This window comes from Klebsiella sp. BIGb0399, from assembly GCF_003752615.1.
Taxonomy (GTDB): Bacteria; Pseudomonadota; Gammaproteobacteria; order Enterobacterales; family Enterobacteriaceae; genus Klebsiella; species Klebsiella lignicola.
Window position 1 is genome coordinate 631,517 of record NZ_RKHT01000006.1, and the last position, 22,238, is coordinate 653,754.

Annotated in this window: 23 protein-coding genes; 8 read left to right on the forward strand and 15 right to left on the reverse strand. The window is 55.4% G+C overall.

The features are described 5' to 3' along the window. Positions 1-246: 246 nt before the first annotated feature. Together EDF82_RS13665 and EDF82_RS13670 are read right to left on the reverse strand one after the other, a co-directional pair. Positions 247-513 (reverse strand): YdgH/BhsA/McbA-like domain containing protein, encoded by a 267-nt coding sequence (locus EDF82_RS13665; protein WP_123756066.1) that lies wholly within the window; start codon positions 511-513, stop codon positions 247-249. Between the two features lie 165 nt (positions 514-678). After that, positions 679-1,293: a flavin reductase family protein gene (locus tag EDF82_RS13670; protein ID WP_123756067.1), complete on the reverse strand. Its 615-nt coding sequence runs from the start codon at positions 1,291-1,293 to the stop codon at positions 679-681. A 95-nt stretch (positions 1,294-1,388) separates the two neighbouring features. Here EDF82_RS13670 and rlmF point away from each other — a divergent pair, with 95 nt between their 5' ends. Next, the gene (gene rlmF / locus EDF82_RS13675; protein ID WP_123756068.1) at positions 1,389-2,303 is read left to right on the forward strand and encodes a 23S rRNA (adenine(1618)-N(6))-methyltransferase RlmF; all 915 of its coding nucleotides are present in this window, start codon (positions 1,389-1,391) and stop codon (positions 2,301-2,303) included. 52 nt (positions 2,304-2,355) lie between these two features. Here the strand turns inward: rlmF and ybiO are convergent, their stop codons facing one another. From ybiO to rhtA, 6 genes are all read right to left on the reverse strand, one after another. Continuing rightward, on the reverse strand, positions 2,356-4,578 hold the full coding sequence (gene ybiO / locus EDF82_RS13680) for a mechanosensitive channel protein (RefSeq protein ID WP_123756069.1): 2,223 nt from the start codon (positions 4,576-4,578) through the stop codon (positions 2,356-2,358). 111 nt (positions 4,579-4,689) lie between these two features. Next, positions 4,690-5,412: a glutamine ABC transporter ATP-binding protein GlnQ gene (gene glnQ, locus EDF82_RS13685; protein ID WP_123756070.1), complete on the reverse strand. Its 723-nt coding sequence runs from the start codon at positions 5,410-5,412 to the stop codon at positions 4,690-4,692. Continuing rightward, positions 5,409-6,068, reverse strand: a complete 660-nt coding sequence (gene glnP / locus EDF82_RS13690) for a glutamine ABC transporter permease GlnP (RefSeq protein ID WP_100684049.1) — start codon at positions 6,066-6,068, stop codon at positions 5,409-5,411. The genes glnQ and glnP overlap by 4 nt, the downstream gene beginning before the upstream one ends. A 149-nt stretch (positions 6,069-6,217) precedes the next feature. Further along, a complete protein-coding gene (gene glnH / locus EDF82_RS13695) occupies positions 6,218-6,964 on the reverse strand; it encodes a glutamine ABC transporter substrate-binding protein GlnH (RefSeq protein ID WP_123756071.1) in 747 nt (248 codons plus the stop codon). Between the two features lie 402 nt (positions 6,965-7,366). Beyond that, complete coding sequence (dps, locus tag EDF82_RS13700) at positions 7,367-7,870, reverse strand: DNA starvation/stationary phase protection protein Dps (RefSeq protein ID WP_123756072.1); 504 nt, start codon at positions 7,868-7,870, stop codon at positions 7,367-7,369. 245 nt (positions 7,871-8,115) lie between these two features. Further along, a complete protein-coding gene (rhtA, locus tag EDF82_RS13705) occupies positions 8,116-9,003 on the reverse strand; it encodes a threonine/homoserine exporter RhtA (protein WP_123756073.1) in 888 nt (295 codons plus the stop codon). 353 nt (positions 9,004-9,356) lie between these two features. Here rhtA and ompX point away from each other — a divergent pair, with 353 nt between their 5' ends. Continuing rightward, entirely contained in the window at positions 9,357-9,866 is a 510-nt protein-coding gene (gene ompX, locus EDF82_RS13710) for an outer membrane protein OmpX (protein ID WP_123756074.1), read from the forward strand. 90 nt (positions 9,867-9,956) lie between these two features. On the opposite strand, the gene EDF82_RS13715 is transcribed toward ompX, so the two are convergent. Beyond that, positions 9,957-11,534, reverse strand: coding sequence for a phosphoethanolamine transferase (locus EDF82_RS13715; protein WP_123756075.1), 1,578 nt, complete (start codon positions 11,532-11,534; stop codon positions 9,957-9,959). A gap of 268 nt (positions 11,535-11,802) precedes the next feature. Beyond that, positions 11,803-11,928: a manganase accumulation protein MntS gene (mntS, locus tag EDF82_RS13720; RefSeq protein WP_123756076.1), complete on the reverse strand. Its 126-nt coding sequence runs from the start codon at positions 11,926-11,928 to the stop codon at positions 11,803-11,805. 181 nt (positions 11,929-12,109) lie between these two features. On the opposite strand from mntS, the gene mntR reads away from it, so the two are divergent. From mntR to EDF82_RS13740, 4 genes are all read left to right on the forward strand, one after another. Then, positions 12,110-12,583: a manganese-binding transcriptional regulator MntR gene (gene mntR / locus EDF82_RS13725; protein WP_123756077.1), complete on the forward strand. Its 474-nt coding sequence runs from the start codon at positions 12,110-12,112 to the stop codon at positions 12,581-12,583. Further along, positions 12,580-13,692, forward strand: coding sequence for an anion transporter (locus EDF82_RS13730; RefSeq protein WP_123756078.1), 1,113 nt, complete (start codon positions 12,580-12,582; stop codon positions 13,690-13,692). Before mntR ends, EDF82_RS13730 begins: the two co-directional genes overlap by 4 nt. Before the next feature lie 107 nt (positions 13,693-13,799). Further along, on the forward strand, positions 13,800-14,840 hold the full coding sequence (locus EDF82_RS13735) for an aldo/keto reductase (protein WP_123756079.1): 1,041 nt from the start codon (positions 13,800-13,802) through the stop codon (positions 14,838-14,840). Positions 14,841-15,015: 175 nt separating this feature from the next. Next, the gene (locus tag EDF82_RS13740; RefSeq protein WP_123756080.1) at positions 15,016-16,392 is read left to right on the forward strand and encodes a glycoside hydrolase family 1 protein; all 1,377 of its coding nucleotides are present in this window, start codon (positions 15,016-15,018) and stop codon (positions 16,390-16,392) included. 33 nt (positions 16,393-16,425) lie between these two features. Here the strand turns inward: EDF82_RS13740 and EDF82_RS25660 are convergent, their stop codons facing one another. Then, positions 16,426-16,479, reverse strand: coding sequence for a hypothetical protein (locus EDF82_RS25660; RefSeq protein WP_370453886.1), 54 nt, complete (start codon positions 16,477-16,479; stop codon positions 16,426-16,428). Between the two features lie 14 nt (positions 16,480-16,493). On the opposite strand from EDF82_RS25660, the gene EDF82_RS13745 reads away from it, so the two are divergent. Next, positions 16,494-17,210: a GntR family transcriptional regulator gene (locus EDF82_RS13745; RefSeq protein WP_123756081.1), complete on the forward strand. Its 717-nt coding sequence runs from the start codon at positions 16,494-16,496 to the stop codon at positions 17,208-17,210. Positions 17,211-17,369: 159 nt separating this feature from the next. Here the strand turns inward: EDF82_RS13745 and EDF82_RS13750 are convergent, their stop codons facing one another. The 4 genes from EDF82_RS13750 to EDF82_RS13765 form a co-directional block, all read right to left on the reverse strand. After that, positions 17,370-17,786, reverse strand: coding sequence for a type II toxin-antitoxin system HigA family antitoxin (locus EDF82_RS13750; RefSeq protein ID WP_123756082.1), 417 nt, complete (start codon positions 17,784-17,786; stop codon positions 17,370-17,372). Further along, entirely contained in the window at positions 17,783-18,094 is a 312-nt protein-coding gene (locus EDF82_RS13755) for a type II toxin-antitoxin system HigB family toxin (RefSeq protein ID WP_123756240.1), read from the reverse strand. Before EDF82_RS13755 ends, EDF82_RS13750 begins: the two co-directional genes overlap by 4 nt. Before the next feature lie 245 nt (positions 18,095-18,339). After that, positions 18,340-19,254 (reverse strand): L,D-transpeptidase, encoded by a 915-nt coding sequence (gene ldtB / locus EDF82_RS13760; protein WP_123756083.1) that lies wholly within the window; start codon positions 19,252-19,254, stop codon positions 18,340-18,342. A 202-nt stretch (positions 19,255-19,456) separates the two neighbouring features. After that, positions 19,457-20,239, reverse strand: a complete 783-nt coding sequence (locus tag EDF82_RS13765; RefSeq protein WP_123756084.1) for a tyrosine-protein phosphatase — start codon at positions 20,237-20,239, stop codon at positions 19,457-19,459. A gap of 176 nt (positions 20,240-20,415) precedes the next feature. Here EDF82_RS13765 and EDF82_RS13770 point away from each other — a divergent pair, with 176 nt between their 5' ends. Next, a complete protein-coding gene (locus EDF82_RS13770; RefSeq protein ID WP_123756085.1) occupies positions 20,416-22,011 on the forward strand; it encodes an ABC-F family ATPase in 1,596 nt (531 codons plus the stop codon). Positions 22,012-22,238 lie beyond the last annotated feature (227 nt).

Sequence of the window (22,238 nt, forward strand, 5' to 3'; positions counted from 1 at the left end):
TGGCAAAGCGATGCTTCGTGGCGTCCACTGCAGGTGATTTGTTAAAATAACAATGCGTTTGATAATGATTTTGATAACTATTATCAAATGACGGCGAATTTTTATCACTCATTAATAGAAAAATAAACACATTTATTTACATGAACTGCATTTTTTCTACATAAACAGAGATAATGAGCCATGGCGGGGCTTGTGGCGGTATGGAAGGGCCAGCGAGCGGGGCGGGCTGGCCCGTAAACATGAGCATTACTTATAGATGATGGCGGTACCCGACATCTTATTGCTGCTGTTGGCGGCGTTGATGCGCCAGGCGACAGCCCCTTGTTCCCGGGCCTTTTCCGCCAGTTTCGCTTCTAAATCATCGAGATTGCTGGCGCCGGAAGCCGACACGCTACCGACCGGGCGTAACGGGCCGCTCTCGTCGCTGAGCGACGGTGGGGGCGTCCCGGCATGGGCAATAAAAGAGAGAGTGACAAAGACGAGGGGGATGAGTAACAGCGGATGTCTTTTCATGAGCATATCCTCATTAACAGCATGGGACATACCTTAAGTTTAGGTCTTTCTGGCAGGAGCGGTGGGATAAATCAGCGAAACCAAAGGTTTTTTTAGGGATCAGGCGGGCAGAAAAACCAGCCGCCCGACTGGCCGGCCGGGCTGCTGGGATCGGGCGCCCAGGCGTTAGCGGGCGTCCGGGCGGATCAGATCGAAGCGCAGGCTCTCATCAATCGTGTAGTAGGCGCTCGGCCCACCGGCGCGCAGAATCGGCCGGGCCTTCGCGGTCTGATAAATACCATTTTCCAGTAGGGCATCGTCGATATGCACCGCCACGACTTCACCCAAAACCAGCCAGCTATCGACAGCGTCCCCGTCGGCGGTGGTCAGGCGAATGCATTGCGATAGCCGGCATTCGAAGTTCACCGGGCTTTCCGCGACCCGGGGCGCGGCGACGAGGCGACTGGCTGCGGGGGTTAATCCGCCACGCGCAAACTCATCTTCGCTACGCGGAATGCTGGCAGAGGTCTCGTTCATGGCTTCCGCCAGCTCGCGGGTCGCCAGGTTCCAGACAAATTCTTTGGTTTCGACAATATTCTGTACACTGTCTTTCCATCCGCTGCTGGCAAAGCCAATAATCGGTGGCCGATAGTTAAAGCAGTTAAAGAAGCTGTAGGGGGCAAGATTGCGCTGCCCTGCGGCGTCCAGAGAAGAAATCCAGCCGATGGGCCGTGGTCCGATAATCGCGTTTAGCGGGTCGTGCGGCAGGCCATGTCCCTGTGAAGGTTGATAGAAATACATAGAACACCCGTAACCGAAGAGTAGATATCCAGACTCCCTTATTTACCGCGCCGCCGTCAACGGGTATCTTACGCGGCTGTTCAAAGGAGATTGCCATGAAAGCCCAGAAACCGGGATTACACCCGCGTAACCGTCACCATCAACGTTATGACTTGCCCGTGCTATGCCAGGCTCACCCCGAGCTGCAAGGCTTTATCACCCTGAATCCGGTGGGCGAGCAGACCATTGATTTTGCCAATCCGCTGGCGGTGAAGGCGCTGAATAAGGCGCTGCTGGCGCACTTTTACGCGGTGAAACACTGGGATATTCCGGACGGCTTTTTATGCCCACCGGTGCCGGGAAGGGCGGATTATATCCATCATCTGGCCGACCTGCTGGCGCTGGATAGCGGCACGATCCCTGAGAATGCCAGTATCCTGGACGTCGGGACCGGTGCAAACTTAATCTATCCGCTGATTGGCGTGCACGAGTACGGCTGGCGCTTTACCGGCAGCGAAATCAGCCAGGAAGCGCTCTCCAGCGCGCAGGCGATCATCAGCGCCAACCCTGGGCTCAGCCGTCAAATCCGTCTGCGTCGGCAGAAAGAGAGCGGCGCAATCTTTAGCGGAATTATTCATAAAAACGAGACCTTCGAGGCGACGTTATGCAACCCGCCGTTCCACGACTCAGCCGCCAGCGCCCAGGCCGGCGGTGAGCGCAAGCGCCGTAACCTTGGGCTGGGAACGGATAGCGTGTTGAACTTCGGCGGCCAGCAGCAGGAGCTGTGGTGTGAAGGCGGCGAAGTGGCGTTCATCACCCAGATGATCCGCGAAAGCCAGGCCTTTGGCCGCCAGGTGAAATGGTTTACCTCGCTGGTTTCACGCGGCGATAACCTGCCGCCGCTGTACCGTGCGCTGACCGAGGTTGGGGCGGTGAAGGTGGTGAAAAAAGAGATGGCCCAGGGGCAGAAGCAGAGCCGCTTTATCGCCTGGACCTTTATGGATGAGGCTAAACGCCGCCGTCCACTGTAATACTGGTCTGCGAGCCAGCGCGAATGGTCAGCCCCGGTGGGCTGACACCACATTATGTTGGCTCTGAGGGCATCGGCGGTGCCCCGGGGGCGGAAATCGCGGCGGGCATCGGCAGCACCTGATAGGTTTGCACCGGTGCGCGAACCCCCGCCAGGTCGAAGTGCTTTTTCACCTGGGTGTCGAGGGCGAAGCGGACCGTCCACTGCTTCAACGGCAGGGTGGTGAAGGTAACCCGCAGCGTAAACGCCGTATTGCTCAGGCCGACCAGCCCGGCATAGGACGGCTCGCCGATCACCAGTCCACGAATCTCCTCCTGATCCATCACATCCGCCACCGCCGCTTTCAATGCCTGCGCGGCTTTATCCAGATCTTCCTGTCTGTCGACGTCGTAGTTGGCAACCACCGAACCAATACCGCGCACGAAGTTGGCGAAGGTGGTGATCGAAGACCACGGGATAATATGGTACGCGCCGGTATCCTGACGCACGCCGACGGACCGAATCGACATCCTCTCCACGGTACCGGTTAACGGACCGATAGTTACCAGATCCCCGGTGTTCATACCGTTCTCAAACTGGATAAAAATGCCGGTGATAATATCTTTCACCAGCGTCTGGGCGCCGAAGGAGATGGCCAGACCCAGCGCACCGGCGCCGGCCAGCAGCGGAGCAATATTGACCCCCACTTCCGACAGCAGGATCATCACCGTAATGGTGCTGATGATCACCGCCAGCGCATTGCGAAACAGCGTCAACAGCGTACGGGCGCGAGCGCCGGGCAGCGGGCGACCGTGAATATCGGAAGCCAGACGGTTCTCAATCAGGCTGGCAAGCAGCGTCCAGCCGATGGCAGAGAAGAAGAGGATCAGCGCGATGCGGATCAGCACATCCACCGCTTTCTGCCCGGCACCGTGCTGCATCCAGTTCCAGAAATCGAACAGACCCCAGGCGCTCAACAGCAGCATCACGGCGACGCAGACCACCAGGATACGGGCGGCCTTTAGCGAAACCGAGATCCAGCCGTTGAGCCGTTTTTGCAGTTCCGGATAAAGGCGCTGCGTCTGCGCCGACAGGGTGATGGTTTTGGCAATCCAGCGCGACAAAATGCCGGAGAGCAGCGCCGCGGCGCCGATGATAGCCAGGCTGCGCACCGTCGCCCCCATCATAAATTTCAGGCTGTTGCCGGGGTCAAAGAGCGAAAAGAAAAACAGCACGATAAAGTAGGCGCAGGCCAGCCAGTGCCAGACCAGCGCAAAAGCGCGGATGAACAGGCTGAAGAAGGCCAGCGAGCGGTCCGCCAGCTGGATAAGCCCCAGGGTAATCATCTTTTTATTGTGGAAAATCAGGTACAGCGCCCACAGGGTGATGCACAGCATGATGACCACGTTCGCCAGCGCCCCGACCTGCACATTGACCTGGTTGGAGATAATCGGCACCGCCACGATCAGACCGTAGCCGATCAGGCTGCTGAGCGCGCTCAGGCGCAGGTTCCAGTATTTTGCCCCCTCATCGCTTATCGCAAAGGGCCGAAGCTCCGCCACCCGCGGGCAGAATATCAGCCGCAGAATGGCTTTAAAGAACTCAATCAGGGCGAAGGCGTTGAGAAACAGGCTTTGCTGGAAGGCGATGGTCCGGTTGCCACCGTTAAAACGGTCGCTGAGCATCTGGCCGACAAACAGCGTCAGCGCCAGCAGCAGCAGGTCGAAGATAAAGGCCCCGGCGATGGTTGCCGGGAGGTGCAGCCAGTTGCTGCGGTCGTGGTTTTTACGCCGTCCCCATTGACCCATTTTGCGATACAGCGGCAGGGCCGCCAGCCGCACCAGCCACCAGAAGGCAAACACCAGCGAGGCCAGCAGCAGGAAGTAGCCGGCGGCGTTGCGGAAGGTGTCGGCATGGAAGGGTTTGTGGGTAGAGGCGGTGATATTGCGCCACAGCTGGGAGAACCGCGAAGCAAAGCGCTCTCCGTACTCGCGGCTGACCTGGGTAACGTTTTCCAGCACCGTGCGCTCATCGGTCACCTCCGGCGGCGTCAGCGCCGGGGTCGTGGCCGGTGGCGGAGTGGCGGCTGCGGAACGGAGCTGGTCAATCAGCTCTTTACGTGCGCTTTCATTTTCCAGCACGTCAGCCAGTGCCGCATAGGCCGCTTTTTTGGTCTCAAGGTCGGGTTCGCTGCTGGCTGATGATTGTTCAGCGGTGGCCGTTGGAAGGCCTGGCAACGTGGCTGCCGACAGCGGGGCGGCAAACAGCGAGGCGAGCAGTAACAGGATCCACGGCACGGGAGACTCCTTTCTTCTTCAAAACGATTAAGTATAGAAGTTGAAAAGCAGGTTATCGGCGTGAGAGAAATCTGGAAAGCGGCTCCCCAGGGTGGGGAGCCGTTGGAGACATCAGGCTACGTGCTGCAGGAACTCGCGCAGACGCGGGCTCGGCGGGTTCTTCACCAGCACCTGCGGATCGCCATCTTCGGCAATGCGCCCTTTATCGATAAAGATCAGTCGCGATGCCACTTTCTCAGCAAAACCGATTTCGTGGGTCACGATCACCATGGTCATGCCTTCCTCGGCCAGATCCTGCATCACCTTCAGTACTTCGTGGCGCAGTTCCGGATCGAGGGCGGAGGTTGGTTCATCGAACAGCATCATTTTTGGCTTCACCGCGAGGGCGCGGGCGATGGCCACGCGCTGCTGCTGCCCGCCCGAGAGCTCGGAAGGGTAGTGGTGAGCGCGCTCAGCGAGACCGACTTTCTCCAGCAAATCTTTCGCCAGTTTTTCGGCGGCCTCTTTGTTGGCGCCACGCACGCGCAGCGGCCCGAACATGACGTTCTCCAGCGCGGTCAGGTGTGGGAACAGGTAAAACTGCTGGAATACCATGCCCGCTTCCTGACGAATCAGGCGCTCGTCGACTTTCGGGTCATTAACCTTCAGGCCGTCGACAATCAGTTCGCCGCTGGTGATCTCTTCCAGCTTGTTGATGCAGCGCAGCAGGGTTGATTTACCGGAACCGGACGGCCCGATAATCACCACCACTTCGCCTTTGCTGATCTTCAGATCGATATCGTGCAGCACCTTGGTCGGGCCAAAGTGCTTGGAAACATTTTTAAATTCAATCACAGGATTTTCATCCTTCTTTCAAGACGACGCAGAATAAAGCTCAACACCAGGGTGATGATCAGATAAATCACGGCAACGGCGCTCCAGATCTCCAGCGCGCGGAAGTTACCGGCAATAATCTCCTGGCCCTGGCGGGTCAGTTCAGCCACGCCGATGACGATAAACAGCGAGGTATCTTTGATGCTGATGATCCACTGGTTACCCAGCGGCGGCAGCATACGGCGCAGCGCCAGCGGCAGAATCACGTGGCGGATGGTTTCGCGACGGGACAGGCCGAGGGCCAGGCCAGCTTCACGGAAGCCTTTGTGAATAGAGAGCACCGCCCCGCGGGTGATTTCTGCGATATAGGCACCGGAGTTGATCATGATCGTCACAACCGCCGCCGAGAACGGGTCAATACGTAAATCATTAAACGCCATTGGCAAGGCGAAGTAGATAAACATGACCTGGACGACGATGGGGGTGCCGCGGATGATCTCAATGAAGACTAACGCTACGTGGTTGGCAATCCAGCCGCCAAAGCAGCGGGCGAAACCGGCGACGAGGCCGATAATCAAGCCGCCAGCCAGGCCGAGGACGGAGATCCACAGCGTCATTTTGGCGCCTTCCAGCAAAATTGGAATGGCGGGCCAGATGGCACTCCAGTCAAACTGCATAATGTGTTCCTGTTACCGTGTCGAACAACAGAGGTCACCCTCTGTGAAAAAATGACTCAGGTCTGCGGTGAGAGGATGCCCGGATAACGGATTGTGGCGATATCCGGGGAGTCAAACCTCAGCAGACCTGTAAGAAGAGATGCTGATTATTATTTTGGCTCAGTACCGAACCATTTTTTATAAATTTCGTTGTAGGTGCCGTTTTCACGCAGTGTTTTCAGCGCGCCGTTCACCTTTTCACGCAGTTCGTCGCTGCCTTTCGGGAAAGCGATACCGTAGTCCTGGGCTTCCAGAGAGCTTCCGACAGCTTTGAATTTGCCCTGGCCTGCGGTTTTGATGAAGTAGAGGATGTTCGGGGTGTCATGCAGGACCGCATCGGCACGTCCGGTACCTAACTCCATATAGGCGTTATCGATGTTCGGGAACTGACGCAGGTCTTTGGTCTTGATGTTGGCTTTGGCATAGTCAACGGAACCGGTGCCGCCTTTAACCGCGACCACTTTGCCGTTCAGGTCTTTTACATCTTTGATGTCGTTGTTGTCGGCTTTCACCATCACCAGCAGACCGCTCTTATAGTAGCCATCGGAGAATTCGATCGCTTTCTTGCGTTCTTCAGTAATGGTAATACCCGCCAGCGCGAGGTCGATGTTTTTGGTTTGCAGCGCCGGGATGATGCCGCTGAAATCCATTGGCTTCAGGGTGTAGTCCAGTTTCAGCTCTTTAGCGATCGCGGCCCACAGGTCAACGTCGAAGCCGACGTATTTATCACCTTGTTTAAATTCAAACGGTACAAACGCCGTATCGGTTGCAACAATCAGTTGCTTTTCAGCGGCCTGGGAAGAAACCGCAAAAGCCAGGGTCAGTGCAGCCAGTGAAACTTTAAATACAGACTTCATAGCATTTCCTTTTATATCCACGGGACGATCCCCTGCGAGAACGGGTAACCATATGAAAAAATCGTGCCAGTTTTACAACTTGTTGTTTTATAACAAACGAGGCGAATCCTGTTGCACGATTTAGGGTAAAGGGAACGGTAAGTGCACCGTTACGGGGCGTCGTTTTGGTGCGTCATTAACGCATCGTTTAACAAGTGCATTTTTAACGCAAACACCAGGTGGAAACAATCTTGCCGTAACGATTGTGTGAGGTAATTATTACAATTGATTTACCTTAGCGCACATTTTGCTCAATGTTGTGCACTAAAATGGTGCACTTGACGGCGGAGGGGATAAAAAGGCGAATATCTGAGGATAATCTGAAAAAAAGCCGCCAGCGATGCTGACGGCGACAGGCGAGGATCAGGCGATATTGGCTTCGATGAACCACAGGAATTTATCCAGATCGCGGGATGCCGCAGTGAAGATATCGGCAGTGTCTTCGTCTTTGGTCTCTGCGATGGCTTTACGCACGTCATTAGCCACAATTGCGTAGCGATCGGCCAGCTCTTTCAGGTGATCCTGAACGGTGTGGATATCCAGCGGATAGCTTTTCAGCGGGGTCTGGCTGTTAATCACCTGGGTGGTGCCCAGCGCGACGCCGCCAAGCTGCACGGCACGTTCCGCCATGGTATCGAGATGCTCCGTCAGCGCGGTGCGGAAACCGTCGAGCATTTCATGGACGGCGATAAAGTTGGCGCCGCGCATATTCCAGTGAGCCTGTTTGGTAATCAGCGACAGGTCGATGAACTGGACGACCTGACGATTGAGCAGCTCGATGGTGGCCTTCTTCTCCTGATCTGCCACATCGTTGCGGGTATAGAGCAGGTTGGATGCTTTCGTTTTAACCAGTTTTGCAGTCGTCATCGTGTCATTCCTCTTGATATTTATACTCGTCATACATCAATTTTGCATTGACCGGAGTAAGTGTAGTCGGTCACTGATGGGACTCATTATAACAACGGATTGGGCAACGCGGAGGGTGGTAGTCTCTATCGGTTTGATAGCGTAGGGTTGTTGACTGTTTTGTAAGTTATATAAAATCAATGAGTTAAATTTGAATATTGCCGCTCTGCATGGCACCTGTGGCCATGCGGAGCGGTCATGCAGAACTAGCTGATATCGACCTTTTCGATTTTGCTGTCCCGACGCATGGTTAAGGTGGAACCCATCGAGGCGAGGATAATCGCCCCCAGCGCCAGGGTTTGCGTTACCGTTAGCGTTTCGCCGAGGAATACCATTCCGGAGAGGGCGGCGAGGGCCGGTTCCAGGCTCATTAAGGTGCCGAAGGTTCGGGTAGGCATGCGGGTGAGGGCGATCATCTCCAGCGAGTAAGGCAGTGCCGTAGAGAGCACCGCGATAGCCAGACCCAGCGGCAGCAGCGCCCACTGGAACAGCGTATCGCTGGCCTGGATCATGCCGAGCGGCACAAAAATCACCGACGCAATCAGCGAGCCCATCGCTACCGTGGCCGGGCCGTGTTCTTCCCCGGCGCGCTGCCCGGTCAGGATATAGACCGCCCAGCAGGACCCGGCGCCGAGCGCCAGCAATGCACCGATCAGATCGATCTGGGCGACATCCTGCCCCAGCGGCAGCAGAAACCACAGCCCCAGCACCGCCAGAACCACCCACACGAAATCGAGCGGACGACGCGAGCCAAATAGCGCGACCGCCAGCGGGCCGGTAAACTCCAGCGCCACCGCAATCCCCAGCGGAATACGTTGGATGGACAAATAGAAGAGGTAGTTCATCGCCCCTAGCGAGAGACCGTAGAAGAGCAACGGCAGGCGTTGCTCTGCGGTGAAGCGCAGACGCCAGGGCTTAAAGACGATAGCCAGAATCAGCGTGCCCAGCGCCAGACGCAGCGCGGTGACACCCGGCGCTCCGACGAGCGGGAACAGTGATTTTGCTAACGATGCGCCGCTCTGAATCGAAACCATCGCGACTATAATGACTAATATCGGCAGCCATGCCGGTACTTTGCGGGACGAGCCGGGCATCCTTTCTCCTGTCAGGGTTTGTCAAATGAGGTAAAGGTTCCAGTGTAAATGATGAACCCTTCCACGGTTTAGCTATTGTTGAAAAAAACGCAGACGAGATGCGTACAATACAGCGCAACGAGTAGATTAAACGACTAGTAGATTAGGAATTATCTGGATGCACGCCCTGTGAGTAATGCGCGTTAATAGCAGGGTCTTCGATTAAAACGGTTGTTTTCCAGATTGTTACAGAATTGCGGAAACTTTTGGTTACAGGAAAAGCACTGTTAGACAGTGTAAAGTGAAAAGAGTTTCTCGAAAGTTTTTGATATATTTAAAACTTAGGACTTATTAGAAACACATTTGAGGTGGTTATGAATAAAATTGCACGTTTTTCAGCACTGGCTGTTGTACTGGCAGCATCCGTAGGTACTGCTTTCGCTGCAACTTCTACCGTTACCGGTGGTTATGCACAGAGCGACATGCAGGGTGAAGCCAACAAAGCAGGCGGTTTCAACCTGAAGTACCGTTACGAGCAAGACAATAGCCCGCTGGGTGTTATCGGTTCCTTCACCTACACTGAAAAAGATCGTACCGAAGGCGGCGTTTACCAGAAAGGCCAGTACTACGGTATCACTGCAGGTCCGGCTTACCGTCTGAACGACTGGGCTAGCATCTACGGTGTTGTTGGTCTTGGCCACGGTAAATTCCAGGACAACAGCTACCCGAACAAGCACGACATGAGCGACTACGGTTTCTCCTACGGTGCTGGTATGCAGTTCAACCCGATCGAAAACGTTGCACTGGACTTCTCCTACGAGCAGTCTCGTATTCGTAACGTTGACGTTGGTACCTGGATCGCTGGCGTTGGTTACAGCTTCTAATCACTTCGGTGATATAAAAAATCCGCCTCACAGGGGCGGATTTTTTTTGCCTGAAATCTGGCTGCCGCTGACGGGCAGCGGCGGGCGGCGTTAGTGAATGGTGAAGGCGTCGGTGCCCAGATGGCTGTACTCCACCTTCTGCAGCTGGAAGTTGGTGATAAAGGTTGGCCCGGCACGCTGTTCAGAGATAAAGCGATAGCGCGGGGTAATCTCCTTGGCGCTGATCCCGGTCCACTGCGAGAAGAAGGCGAGGAAATCGTTGGCAGAACGCTGTGCCTTAATGACCTTATGCGCTTTATCATCGCTGGATAACACCATAAACGGCACCTGGAAGTTTTGCTGATACTTATCGTCGTGCGCCAGGTACTGCACCTCTTTGCCACGCTCCTTAAAGGCCAGACCGTGGTCGGAGAAATAGGTCATCGAGAAGCTATCGCCAGAATTTTGCAGTTGATGATAGAGCTTGCCCAGCAGCGAATCGGTTTGCGTCATGCTGTAGAGGTAGCAGGAGGTCTCTTTCGACTGCACGAAGACGGTATATTTGCCCTTGGTACGGTCGCAGGCCTGCGGATGCGAACCCATCAAATGCAGGACGATCAGCTGCGGCTGGGTGCGCTGCACCGAGAGCACCTGTTCGGTCAGCTTTAAGAGCTGCTCATCCTGGGTATTTTTATTGGCTTCAAAATCGCCGTTTTTGAGGAACTGTACCTCATCCGCACGTTTGGCGATGCTGGCGATCGCCGTATCGTATTCGCCAATCTGACCCTGATTGGAAAACCACCACGTCTGAAAGCCTGCGCGGTTCGCCAGGGTAACAAAGTTATCCTGATACAGCGGTTTCCCGTCGACGACCCGATTGAGCGTCAACCCAAGGGATTTTTGCGTCGAGCCGCTGGCGGCAATGTAGTCATTAAACAGATAGCCATTCACCGAACTGGCAAACGGCGTATTGTCCCAGTGCCCGCCAAAGGCCCCGAGCGCATCACGGCGCGCGCTTTCCCCGATCACCACCACATAGAGATGGTATTTGGGTTTGACCGCCATCACGTGCCAGCTGTCTTTCATGTTGGCCAGCTGCGCCATGCGCGACTGCTCATCCAGCACTTCATTATTATTAACCACCACGTCTTTCACGAAGCGAAAGGCAGGGTAGCCGGTATCGATCACTTTAAACACGCCGCCCCAGGCCAGGTTCTGCACCGGCTGAAGGAAGAAAATGGCGATACTGAACAGCACGCCGAGTATTTCTACTTTATTCAGGCGTTTGCGCTCTTCCGGTTTACGGCGCACGGAAATCACGCCGAGCGCAAGAATAAAGACCCCCAACAGGTAGTTGTACCAGGGGAAGATGGTCAGAATTTCCGTCGACTCTTCGACGTTGGTGGCGTGCAGCGCCAGCAGCGTATTGAAGTTAGGCGCGCCGTAGGCCTGCCCGAAAGGGTAGTAGAGGGCGGCGAGCAGGGAATAGCATCCCACCACGACTTTTTGCGCGCGCGGGAACGTGCGCCACAGCAGATGTAGCACGCATGTAAATGCGACGGTATAGAGCAGACTAAATTCGTAGCCGAGGGCCAGGTTAATTAGCAGAGACTGTAAAAAATAAAATCCTGTCCATGGATTGGGGACTAAGCCCCGGGCGACCAGCGTTTCTTTCAGGGTGACATTCATAGTTAATAATCAAAAAGACGCCATGTGCATCCCCTGGCATCAAGGGGTAAAACCTGCTGGACAGTGCCTGAAGAGGGTCTCTGTGAGCCGCAGTAGTGGCAGGGCTGACAAACGATAGGGCTTGCAAATGATAAGGTCAACCAGGCATAACGGATTGTTTTGAGAGAAAGCTTACAAAACTTGAAAAAAGTGGCGGGATTGAGGTGAAACGAGCCAGTATGACGGCCAATTATGACGGAAAAATGAAGCGGCGTGCCGCGACGCCGCGTTACTGGTTGGGTTTTTGCTGACGATTTTTGCCGTTCATCATGTCGCACAGCATGTTAATCAGCATTAAGCGAACCTTGAAAGGGGAATGAGTAAACACGTGTAAACACCTCTTAAATTCGTTCATGGGACCTCCTGTAGTTTCGCCCTTCGCTCCTTGAAGGATGCCTGCATTACATACAGATATAGCACAGGCTATATCTTATAGCTATGGCTAAAACGTTAATTTTTTGTGCTACGGGCCCAATCATTTACAATGGGGATCTTTTGAGATGATGCTTGATGCGTCACTGGTATGAGGAAGCACAATGAACCGTCGCGCGGGTAAACCTATAACAAAAAAAGTGACGCAGCTTGTTAATGTCGAAGAACACGTTGAAGGGTTCCGCCAGGTGCGCGAAGCCCACCGTCGGGAGCTGATCGATGACTATGTTGAGCTGATTTCCGACCTGATTCGCGAAGTGGGTGAAGCCCGTCAGGTGGATATGGCCGCACGTCTGGGGGTATCGCAGCCAACGGTCGCGAAAATGCTCAAACGGCTGGCGACCGTCGGCCTGATCGAGCAGATCCCATGGCGCGGCGTATTCTTAACCCCGGAAGGCGAGAAGCTGGCCCACGAGAGCCGCGAGCGTCACCAGATCGTTGAGAATTTCCTGCTGGTGCTCGGCGTCAGCCCGGAGATCGCCCGCCGCGATGCCGAAGGGATGGAGCATCACGTCAGTGAAGAAACCCTGGTGGCATTTCATCAGTTCACCCTGAAACACGGCTCGCAAGGCGAATGAACCTGCCCTTTGTTCAGTCGCTGGCGCGCGACCGCTTTTTACATCTGCTGCTGATCGTTGCCTGTGTCTTAAGCTTTTTCGTGCCCTTTGCGCCGAAAAGCTGGCCCCAGGCGATCGACTGGCACACGATTATCACGCTCAGCGGGCTGATGCTGCTGACCAAAGGGATTGAGCTCAGCGGTTATTTTGATGTGCTGGGCCGCAAAATGGCGCGCCGGTTTGCCACCGAGCGACAGCTGGCGCTGTTTATGGTGCTGGCGGCGGCGCTGCTCTCGACCTTTCTGACCAACGATGTGGCGCTGTTTATCGTCGTACCGCTCACGCTCACCCTGAAGAAGTGGTGTGCGATCCCGGTAAACCGGCTGATTATTTTTGAGGCGCTGGCGGTCAACGCCGGCTCGCTGTTAACGCCGATCGGCAATCCGCAAAATATCCTGTTATGGGGACGCTCGGGCCTGAGCTTCCCGGCCTTTATCGGGCAGATGCTGCCGCTGGCGGCGGCAATGATGTTGACTCTGCTGGCGTTGTGCTGGTGCTGTTTTTCCGCGACCCGACTGCATTTTCAAAGCTCGGACCGGACGCCGTCGTGGCAGCCAAAGCTGGTATGGGGCTGCCTGGCGTTTTATCTGATTTTCCTGGCAGCATTAGAAATGAAGCTTGAACTGTGGGGACTGGGGCTGATTGTCCTCGGTTTCCTGGTGCTGGCGCGTGCGGTGATTATCCACGTCGACTGGTCGCTGCTGCTGGTCTTTATGGTGATGTTTATCGACGTGCACCTGCTGACTCAGCTGCCGGCTCTGCACCAGCTCCTGAGCGGCGTCGGCCAGCTGTCTGCGGGCGGTCTGTGGCTGACGTCTATCGGGCTGTCGCAGTTTATCAGCAACGTCCCGTCCACCATTTTGCTGCTCAACTATGTTCCCCCTTCAACGCTGCTGGCCTGGGCGGTTAACGTCGGCGGCTTTGGGCTGCTGCCCGGCTCGCTGGCGAATCTTATCGCGCTGCGGATGGCCTCGGACCGGCGGATCTGGTGGCGTTTCCACCTTTATTCTCTGCCGATGCTGCTGTGGGCCGCGCTGGTGGGGTATCTCCTGCTGCTCTGCGTTGCCTGATGTTCAGAGAATTGGGCAAGAAACAGACAGAATCACCACATTCGCACTCTCCCGCTGTGGCGTATAACTAACACGCTGAGCGTAAACATCCTGATGAGGAGAGTGCAATGCGTTATCAAAAACTAGGAAACACCGGTCTGTTTGTCTCGGAGCTGTGCCTGGGCACCATGACCTTTGGCGGCGAAGGCGGCATGTGGGGCAAAATTGGTCAACTGCGCCAGGCCGAAGCCGAACAGCTGGTGGGCAGCGCGCTGGATGCAGGCATCAACTTTATTGATACGGCAGACGTCTATTCTGAAGGCCGTTCGGAAATGTTAACCGGCCAGGCGCTGAAAAACCTCAAAATCCCCCGCGAGAACGTGGTGGTGGCGACCAAAGTCTTTGGTGAAACCGGCACCGCCGGCGTCAATTCCCGCGGCAGCTCTCGCTATCACATTATGAACAGCGTCAAAGAGAGCCTGCGGCGGCTGCAGCTCGATCACATCGACCTGTATCAACTGCACGGCTTTGATCCGGCGACACCTGTCGAAGAGACGCTGTATGCCCTGGATAATCTGGTGCAGCAGGGGCACGTGCGCTATATCGGCGTGTCGAACTGGGCGGCCTGGCAAATCGTCAAAGCGTTGGGGATTTCCGAACGGCTGGGGCTGTCGCGCTTTGCCTCGCTGCAGGCCTACTACACGATTGCCGGGCGCGATCTGGAGCGCGAACTGGTGCCGATGATGCAGAGCGAAGGGCTTGGGCTGATGGTCTGGAGCCCGCTGGCCGGCGGTCTGCTTAGCGGCAAGTACGATCGCGACGGGCAGGGGGAAGACGGCGGTCGTCGCCAGACCTTTGATTTCCCGCCGGTGGAAAAAGAGCGGGCGTTTGACTGCATCGATGTGATGCGGGAAATCGCCGGGGCCAAAGGCGTGTCGGTGGCCCAGGTTGCCCTTGCCTGGCTGCTGCACCAGCCGGCGGTCAGCAGCGTGATTATCGGTGCCAAACGGCGCGAACAGCTGGCGGATAATCTCGCCGCGGTCGATATTCGTCTGAGCCAGGAGGAGCTGGCACAGCTCGATGCCGTCAGCGCGTTGCCGCGGGAATATCCGGGCTGGATGCTGGAGCGTCAGGGCGAATATCGCCGCGATCAGCTCGCGCAACAATAAACGACCGCCGCGCCCCCGCCGGGCGCGACAGATCGCACGCCGGATCGGTTTACGCCGATCCGGCGTTTTTGTTTGCGCCGTTCACAAAAAACGATCCTTTATTTGCCAGCCCTGAGGATTTCGGTTATATGACTAGTCATGAAATTTAAATGACTAGTCATATGAGGGGCGAGAGATGAACAAAGCACTGCCGGCGGATTTTTTGTGGGGTAACTCGGTCTCCAGCATGCAAACGGAAGGGGCATGGAATGAAGGCGGCAAGGGAATGTCGGTGTACGACATTCGCGAGCCTGCGGAATTCGCCTCTGACTGGAAAGTGGCTACCGACTCTTATCATCGTTACCGGGAAGATTTCGATCTGATGCAGGACCTTGGCATGAACTGCTACCGCTTCCAGATTGCCTGGAGCCGGGTGTGTCCTGAGGGCGATGGTGAGTTTAATGAGGAGGGGATCGCCTTCTACCATCAGTTTATCGACGAGCTGATCGCCCGCGGTATTGAGCCGATGATCTGCCTGTATCACTTCGATATGCCGCTGTCGCTGGCGGAGCGCTATAACGGTTTCGCCGATCGCCGGGTGATGGAGGCGTTCATCCGTTACGGGCGGAAGATGATCGAGTGCTACGGCGATAAGGTGAAGTACTGGCTGACCTTTAACGAGCAGAATCTCTACCATATGCCAGAGGCGTTTCTCATCACCGGCTACCTGCGCGGCGAGAAAACCCTGCGCGAGCTGTACCAGATTCAGCACCATGTGATGATGGCCCACGTGCAGGTGACGGACTATCTGCATCAGGCGAAGCCGCAGTGCCTGATGGGCGGCATGCTGGCGCATGCCCAGGTCTATCCGGCGACCTGTAAACCGCGGGATGTGCTCTGCGCTCAGCAACTGGATGAGTTCTTCAACCAGAACCTGCTACGCGCTTTCGCCGGGGAAGGCTACAGCCCGGAAGTGATGCACTTTGTGGCAAAAGAGGGATTTAGCGACATCTATCGCGAAGACGATCTGGCGCTGATGGCGACGGTGAAAGTCGACTACCTGGCTTTCAGCTACTATGCCAGCCGCACTCTCGACAGCGATCCGCTGCCTGCGGGAACGCCGGTGAATTATTACATGCTGTCCGGCGACAAGCCCAATCCGTGGCTGAAAGCGACGGAATGGAACTGGCAGATCGACCCGCTCGGTTTCCGGATGATCATTACCCGCTACTACAACGACTGGCGGTTACCGGTGTTCCCGATTGAAAATGGTATCGGCGTGATTGAGTCCTGGGATGGCGAAACGCCGGTGGCTGATGATTATCGCATTGCCTATCACCGCGATCACATTAACGCGATGAAAGAGGCGATGTTTGAAGATGGCGCCGAAGTCATCGGCTATCTGGGATGGGGACTGATTGATATCCTCAGCTCGCAGGGCGATATGCGCAAGCGCTACGGCGTTGTGTACGTGAACCGCGAGAACCATGACCTGAAAGACCTCAAGCGGGTGCCGAAGAAAAGCTATGCCTGGTTAAAACAGGCGATTCGTAGCCAGGGTCAGGAGATGTAGAGGCAGAGCGACGGGCAGGCATTTGGTGTATGCTTAGGCCTGCCTTTGTTCGCCAGAGAACAGAGAAAGACCAGTAAAAACAATCAATAAAAGGACGGGGAATGACGGCGAAGTATCTTGCGATCGCGCGGGAAATTAAGAAGCGAATCATCAGCCAGCAGTATCCCGCCAGCGCCCCGTTACCCGACCAGTTTGCGCTGGCTGCGGAGTTTAACACCAGCAGGATGACCATCCAGCAGGCCATCCGCCAACTGATCGTCGAAGGGCTTATCTATACCCGCAAGGGGCAGGGGACCTTCGTGCGCAAGAACTTTCTCCAGCTTTCGCAGTGGGAGTTGCCGGGGAGCGACTACTTTGGTGCCACCAAAACCTGGGAGCATCTGGGCGAGGTGACCAGCCAGATCATCCGCTTTGAGCTGCGCTTTGCCACGGAAAAGGAGCAAAGCTCGCTGCTGATCGATGCCGATGCGCCGGTCTATGATTTTGTCCGCTTGCGGGTGCTGAATGGCGAACCGATATCGCTGGATATGACGGTGATGCCGGTGGCGCTGGTTCCGGGGCTGAATAAAACGCATCTGGAAAGCTCGGTGTTTCGCTACGTACAGGAGACGCTGGGACTGAAGCTGATGGGGTCGCATCGGGTGGTGCGGGCCATGAAGCCGGATGCGCTGGATCAGCAGTATCTCTGTTGTACTGAGAGCGACCCGGTGTTGGGCGTCGAGCAGGTTATCTATCTGGAAGACGGGACGCCGCTAGAATACGCCCACTGCCATTACCGCTACGATCATGGCGGGATTATTCTGGTCAACAACGGGTAGCAAAGGGCGGGCATCAGGCCTGATGTTGCCGTTTACCATGGGGTTTTGGCGGCGGGTTCCGCAGCCTGCTCTTTTCGCGGAGCAGGCGTGCGATATTATGTCTTCGCGGGACGCACTCTCGCCCTGTCCAGGGCGAGGGCTTACAGTGGTTTTATCTGGTTAATCGACAAACATCGAAACGGGGATTTTAAATCGGTTAGCCAGCGCCCTCATATGATCCAGAGTCAGACTCCGCTCGCCGCTGAGTACTCGGCTGACCAGCGATTTTTTGCCAATTTCGTTCTCAAAATCAGACTGCGATAGGCCATGCTGCTCCATGAGAACCCGCAGCAGAGAGACGCCATGTTTACCCGCTGTGATTCGGGCGTTGTACTCTTCGAATTCCGGGGCGGAATTTTCATAGGCATCGATTTTAGCCGTCAGCATGTCGACAAGCGGGCTGTCAGGTTCGTTTTCCAGCAGGTACTCAACCAGCCGGACCGCTTCGTCATAGTCCTTGCGGGAAGTACTCCCCCCGAGCAAAGGAACAATGCTGGCCAGATCATTCGCGGCTTTGATTGCTTCGCTGAAAATCATTCTTTGTGCTCCCGATAATATCTGGTGAGTCGGTCATATTCTGGGTGGGTGGCGATATGCTTAACAAATATTTTGCCTCGTTCAAAATCAGCAAAAAATATCATCCGTAAGTGATTACCGCCGATATTGATAACCCACCATTTCTCCCTGTATTTCATGCGATCCAGACTGGCAAAGTACTTTTTTAGCTCATCCGGGCTGTCCACAATGAGCCGCTTCAACGTCCGGTAAGTATCGTCCAGCGCGGTCGCATCATTTGGATATTGTCTCGCAGCTTCCTCAAAAGGGGCTCTTGATACAACATGCACGTCCCTACCTCCCGTTTCCATTATGGAAACAGTATACGGCACTTTGCATAAAGTTGACAATATGGAAACTCAACTGGTGGTGGAAAAATCCCTGGCCCACGGGGAAGAACAGATTATGGCAGAGGCTTCGCGCTGTACGTCTACCATTAAAAAAGGGTTCATGATTAACATGAACCCTTTTTATATCAGCCAGCGGATGGGCATTGGCTGCCAGATCCACCTTTTTCAGGCCGATGCGCTAAGGCTTAGTTCAGACGAATCGGCATACCTGAACGATTCTGGACCGCCTGCTCAACCACATTTTGATCGACATCAGGCTGGCCGGTGACCGCTTTAATTTCTTTGGTCAGCGTGATCGGTACCACTTCGCCGTCCTGGAACTGTGCTTCCGTGGTGGACAGTGGATTATGGACTTCCACATAGCGGCTGCCGTCTGGCTCGGTGGTTGCTTTTACCGGCTCATCGATAAATTCAACGCGGGTGTTGACCGGCACGTTTTCAAACAGGAATTTGATGTCTTCGTTACGCAGACGAACGCAGCCGTGGCTCACGCGCAGACCGATACCAAAGTTGGCGTTGGTACCATGAATGGCGTACAGACGACCGATGTACAGAGCGTACAGACCCATCGGGTTGTCCGGACCGGCAGGGACAACGGCTGGCAGCGGGTTACCGTCAGCCGCGTATTCCGCGTGCATTTTCGCCGTCGGGGTCCAGGTCGGGCCTGCTTTCTTACGTTCTACTTTGGTGACCCATTTGATCGGCGTATCTTTGCCCAACTGGCCGATACCGATCGGCAGTACGATCACGGTATTGGTGCCTTTCGGGTAGTAGTAAAGACGCATTTCCGCGCTGTTGATCACGATGCCTTCATGGACGGTGTCCGGCAGGATCAACTGCTGCGGGATATTCAGAACGGTACCGCCTTTCGGCAGGTAGGTGTCCACGCCCGGGTTTGCTTCCAGCATGTTGGACAGCCCCATCTGGTATTTCGCGGCGAAATACTCCAGCGGCTGTTTATTGTTTTCAGGAACCGTAATGACCTGGTTCTGACCAATCAGTCGGCTACCGTCGGTCGGTAGCGGATAAGTCACTGCGGAGGCAGTGTTGCAAAAGCCGACGAGAGCGAAGGCTGCCGCTAAAAGTGTCGATATTTTCATATTCGTTATGTCGTGTGCAGTGTCAAAGCCACACAGGCCTTTGTCAGATTATTCAGCTAATAGATGGGAGCGCATTATATGTGCATTCCCGCCAACAGGGAAATCAGATGTGTACGAAATCACACTTTTTTGCCGGTTGTTTCAAGTCTCGTGCGCAGGCCTTATCAATCCTGAGATCGCGTGATGCGATAAAACAGGATGACTATCCTTCCAGAAGCCTTGAGCGCAGCGCCTCGCGCGCCTGTGGCGTCAGTTGATACTCCTGCTCCAGCCAGAGGTCGACACTAGCATAACGCTCATGAATGGCTGACAGCGCCGCCGCGAGATAGGACTCGCGCACCGCGATGATATCCGTCAGATTCTGCCGCCCCTGGGCGTTCAGTTCAGCGCTGAGCGTCTCACACAGATGGGCTTCAACCTGGCTTAGCATTCCGTGGGTCAGCAGATACTCCTCCATCACGGTATGGCTATCGCAGCCGAGGGCAAACAGCGTCAGAGCGCAGCCTACGCCGGTGCGGTCTTTCCCCACCGCGCAGTGCTGCAGCAGCGCCCCCTCGAACGGCTGCATTAGCCAACCGGTCAACTGGTGGTAGGCCGCGTTGTTGAACGGCAGATGACGATAGAGTTGCAGCATAAACTGTTCGCCGTTCATGGCATTCAGCGTGGCGGCATTTAGCTCTGTCACTTTGGCATCAACATACGGCGTGAGCGGGTTCGCGGGCGCGTTGAGGTAGCTGGCGCGATCATTGAGTTTATCGGGGCTGCGCTGGGCTTCGTGCGGATCGCGGTAATCAATAATCTGAGTCAGCGGCAGGGTGTCCAGATGCTCAAGGTCTTCGGCGGTCAGCATATGCAACGAGCCGGAGCGCAGTAATTTTCCCTGGCGCAGACGGCGACCGTCGACGGTGGATACACCGCCGAGATCGCGAAAGTTGATCCCGCCCTGGAGCGATAAGAATGCCGGATGGCGCGAGTATGTCGTCATAGGTTCCTTCCAGATTGAGGGAAAAATCAGGTTTCAGGCACAAGATTGGGGCAATATTACAGAGACCGTACCACAGACTGTGCTTATGATTTTATGGCAAACCGTGAAAAGTGATGGTTTTGCTGGCATAATGTCCGATGTATCACACTTCTCATTCTCTTTTTCAGGATAACCCCGTGCTAGTATCCAGCAACGTCACCATGCAGTTTGGCAGTAAGCCGCTGTTCGAAAACATCTCCGTCAAATTTGGCGGCGGCAACCGTTACGGCCTGATTGGCGCTAACGGTAGCGGTAAATCCACCTTTATGAAGATCCTCGGCGGCGACCTTGAGTCGACGCTGGGCAACGTCTCCCTCGATCCGAATGAGCGTATCGGTAAACTGCGTCAGGACCAATTCGCCTTTGAAGAATTCACCGTGCTGGATACGGTCATCATGGGCCACGGCGAGCTGTGGGAAGTGAAGCAGGAACGCGACCGCATCTATTCTCTGGCTGAAATGACCGAAGAAGATGGCTATAAAGTGGCCGATCTGGAAGTCACTTACGGCGAAATGGACGGCTATTCTGCTGAAGCCCGCGCCGGCGAACTGCTGTTGGGGGTCGGGATCCCGGTCGAACAACATTACGGCCCAATGAGCGAAGTCGCGCCAGGCTGGAAGCTGCGTGTGCTGCTGGCACAGGCGCTGTTTTCTAACCCGGATATTCTGCTGCTCGATGAACCGACGAACAACCTCGACATCGACACCATCCGCTGGCTGGAGCAGGTGCTGAACGAGCGTGACAGCACCATGATTATCATCTCGCACGACCGTCACTTCCTGAACATGGTCTGCACCCATATGGCGGATCTCGACTACGGTGAACTGCGCGTCTATCCGGGCAACTACGACGAGTACATGACCGCCGCGACCCAGGCACGCGAACGCCTGCTGGCCGATAACGCCAAGAAAAAAGCGCAAATCGCTGACCTGCAATCCTTCGTCAGCCGCTTTAGCGCCAACGCCTCTAAATCTCGCCAGGCGACTTCACGTGCCCGCCAGATTGACAAAATTAAGCTGGATGAAGTGAAAGCCTCCAGCCGTCAAAACCCGTTCATTCGTTTTGAGCAGGATAAGAAGCTGTTCCGTAATGCGCTGGAAGTGGAAGCGCTGTCGAAAGGCTTTGAAAACGGCCCGCTGTTCAAAGGGGTTAATCTGCTGCTGGAAGTCGGTGAGAAACTGGCGGTCCTCGGGACCAACGGCGTGGGTAAATCTACCCTGCTGAAAACCCTGGTGGGCGAGCTGGAAGCCACCAGCGGCAGCGTCAAATGGTCTGAAAATGCGCACATTGGCTACTACGCGCAGGATCACGAGTACGAATTCGACAACGACATGACGGTCTTTGACTGGATGAGCCAGTGGAAGCAGGAAGGCGATGACGAGCAGGCGGTGCGTAGCATCCTCGGTCGTCTGCTGTTCAGCCAGGACGATATCAAAAAGCCGGCCAAAGTGCTGTCCGGTGGTGAGAAAGGTCGCATGCTGTTCGGTAAGCTGATGATGCAAAAACCGAACATTCTGGTGATGGATGAACCAACCAACCACCTGGATATGGAATCGATCGAATCGCTGAACATGGCGCTGGAGATGTATCAGGGCACCCTGATCTTCGTCTCTCACGACCGTGAGTTCGTCAGCTCGCTGGCCACCCGCGTGATTGAAATTACGCCGGAACGGGTGATCGACTTCACCGGTAACTACGAAGATTATCTGCGTAGCAAAGGCATCGACAACTAATGTCAGCCTCCCCGGCGCGCCTGCGTGCCGGGGATATTCTTTCCCGCCTGTTGTTCAACCTTCCCGCAACCAGCCCGCATTGCCATCATATTTCCATCTTTACTGCACAATGCTGTGAATTAATAGCAACCTGATGTGGCATCACGGCGCAACCGTATCCCCGGTGCTGTGACGCTGAACAGGGAGGCGTGCAATGATTATTATTTTGACCGTGCTGATTCTGGTGC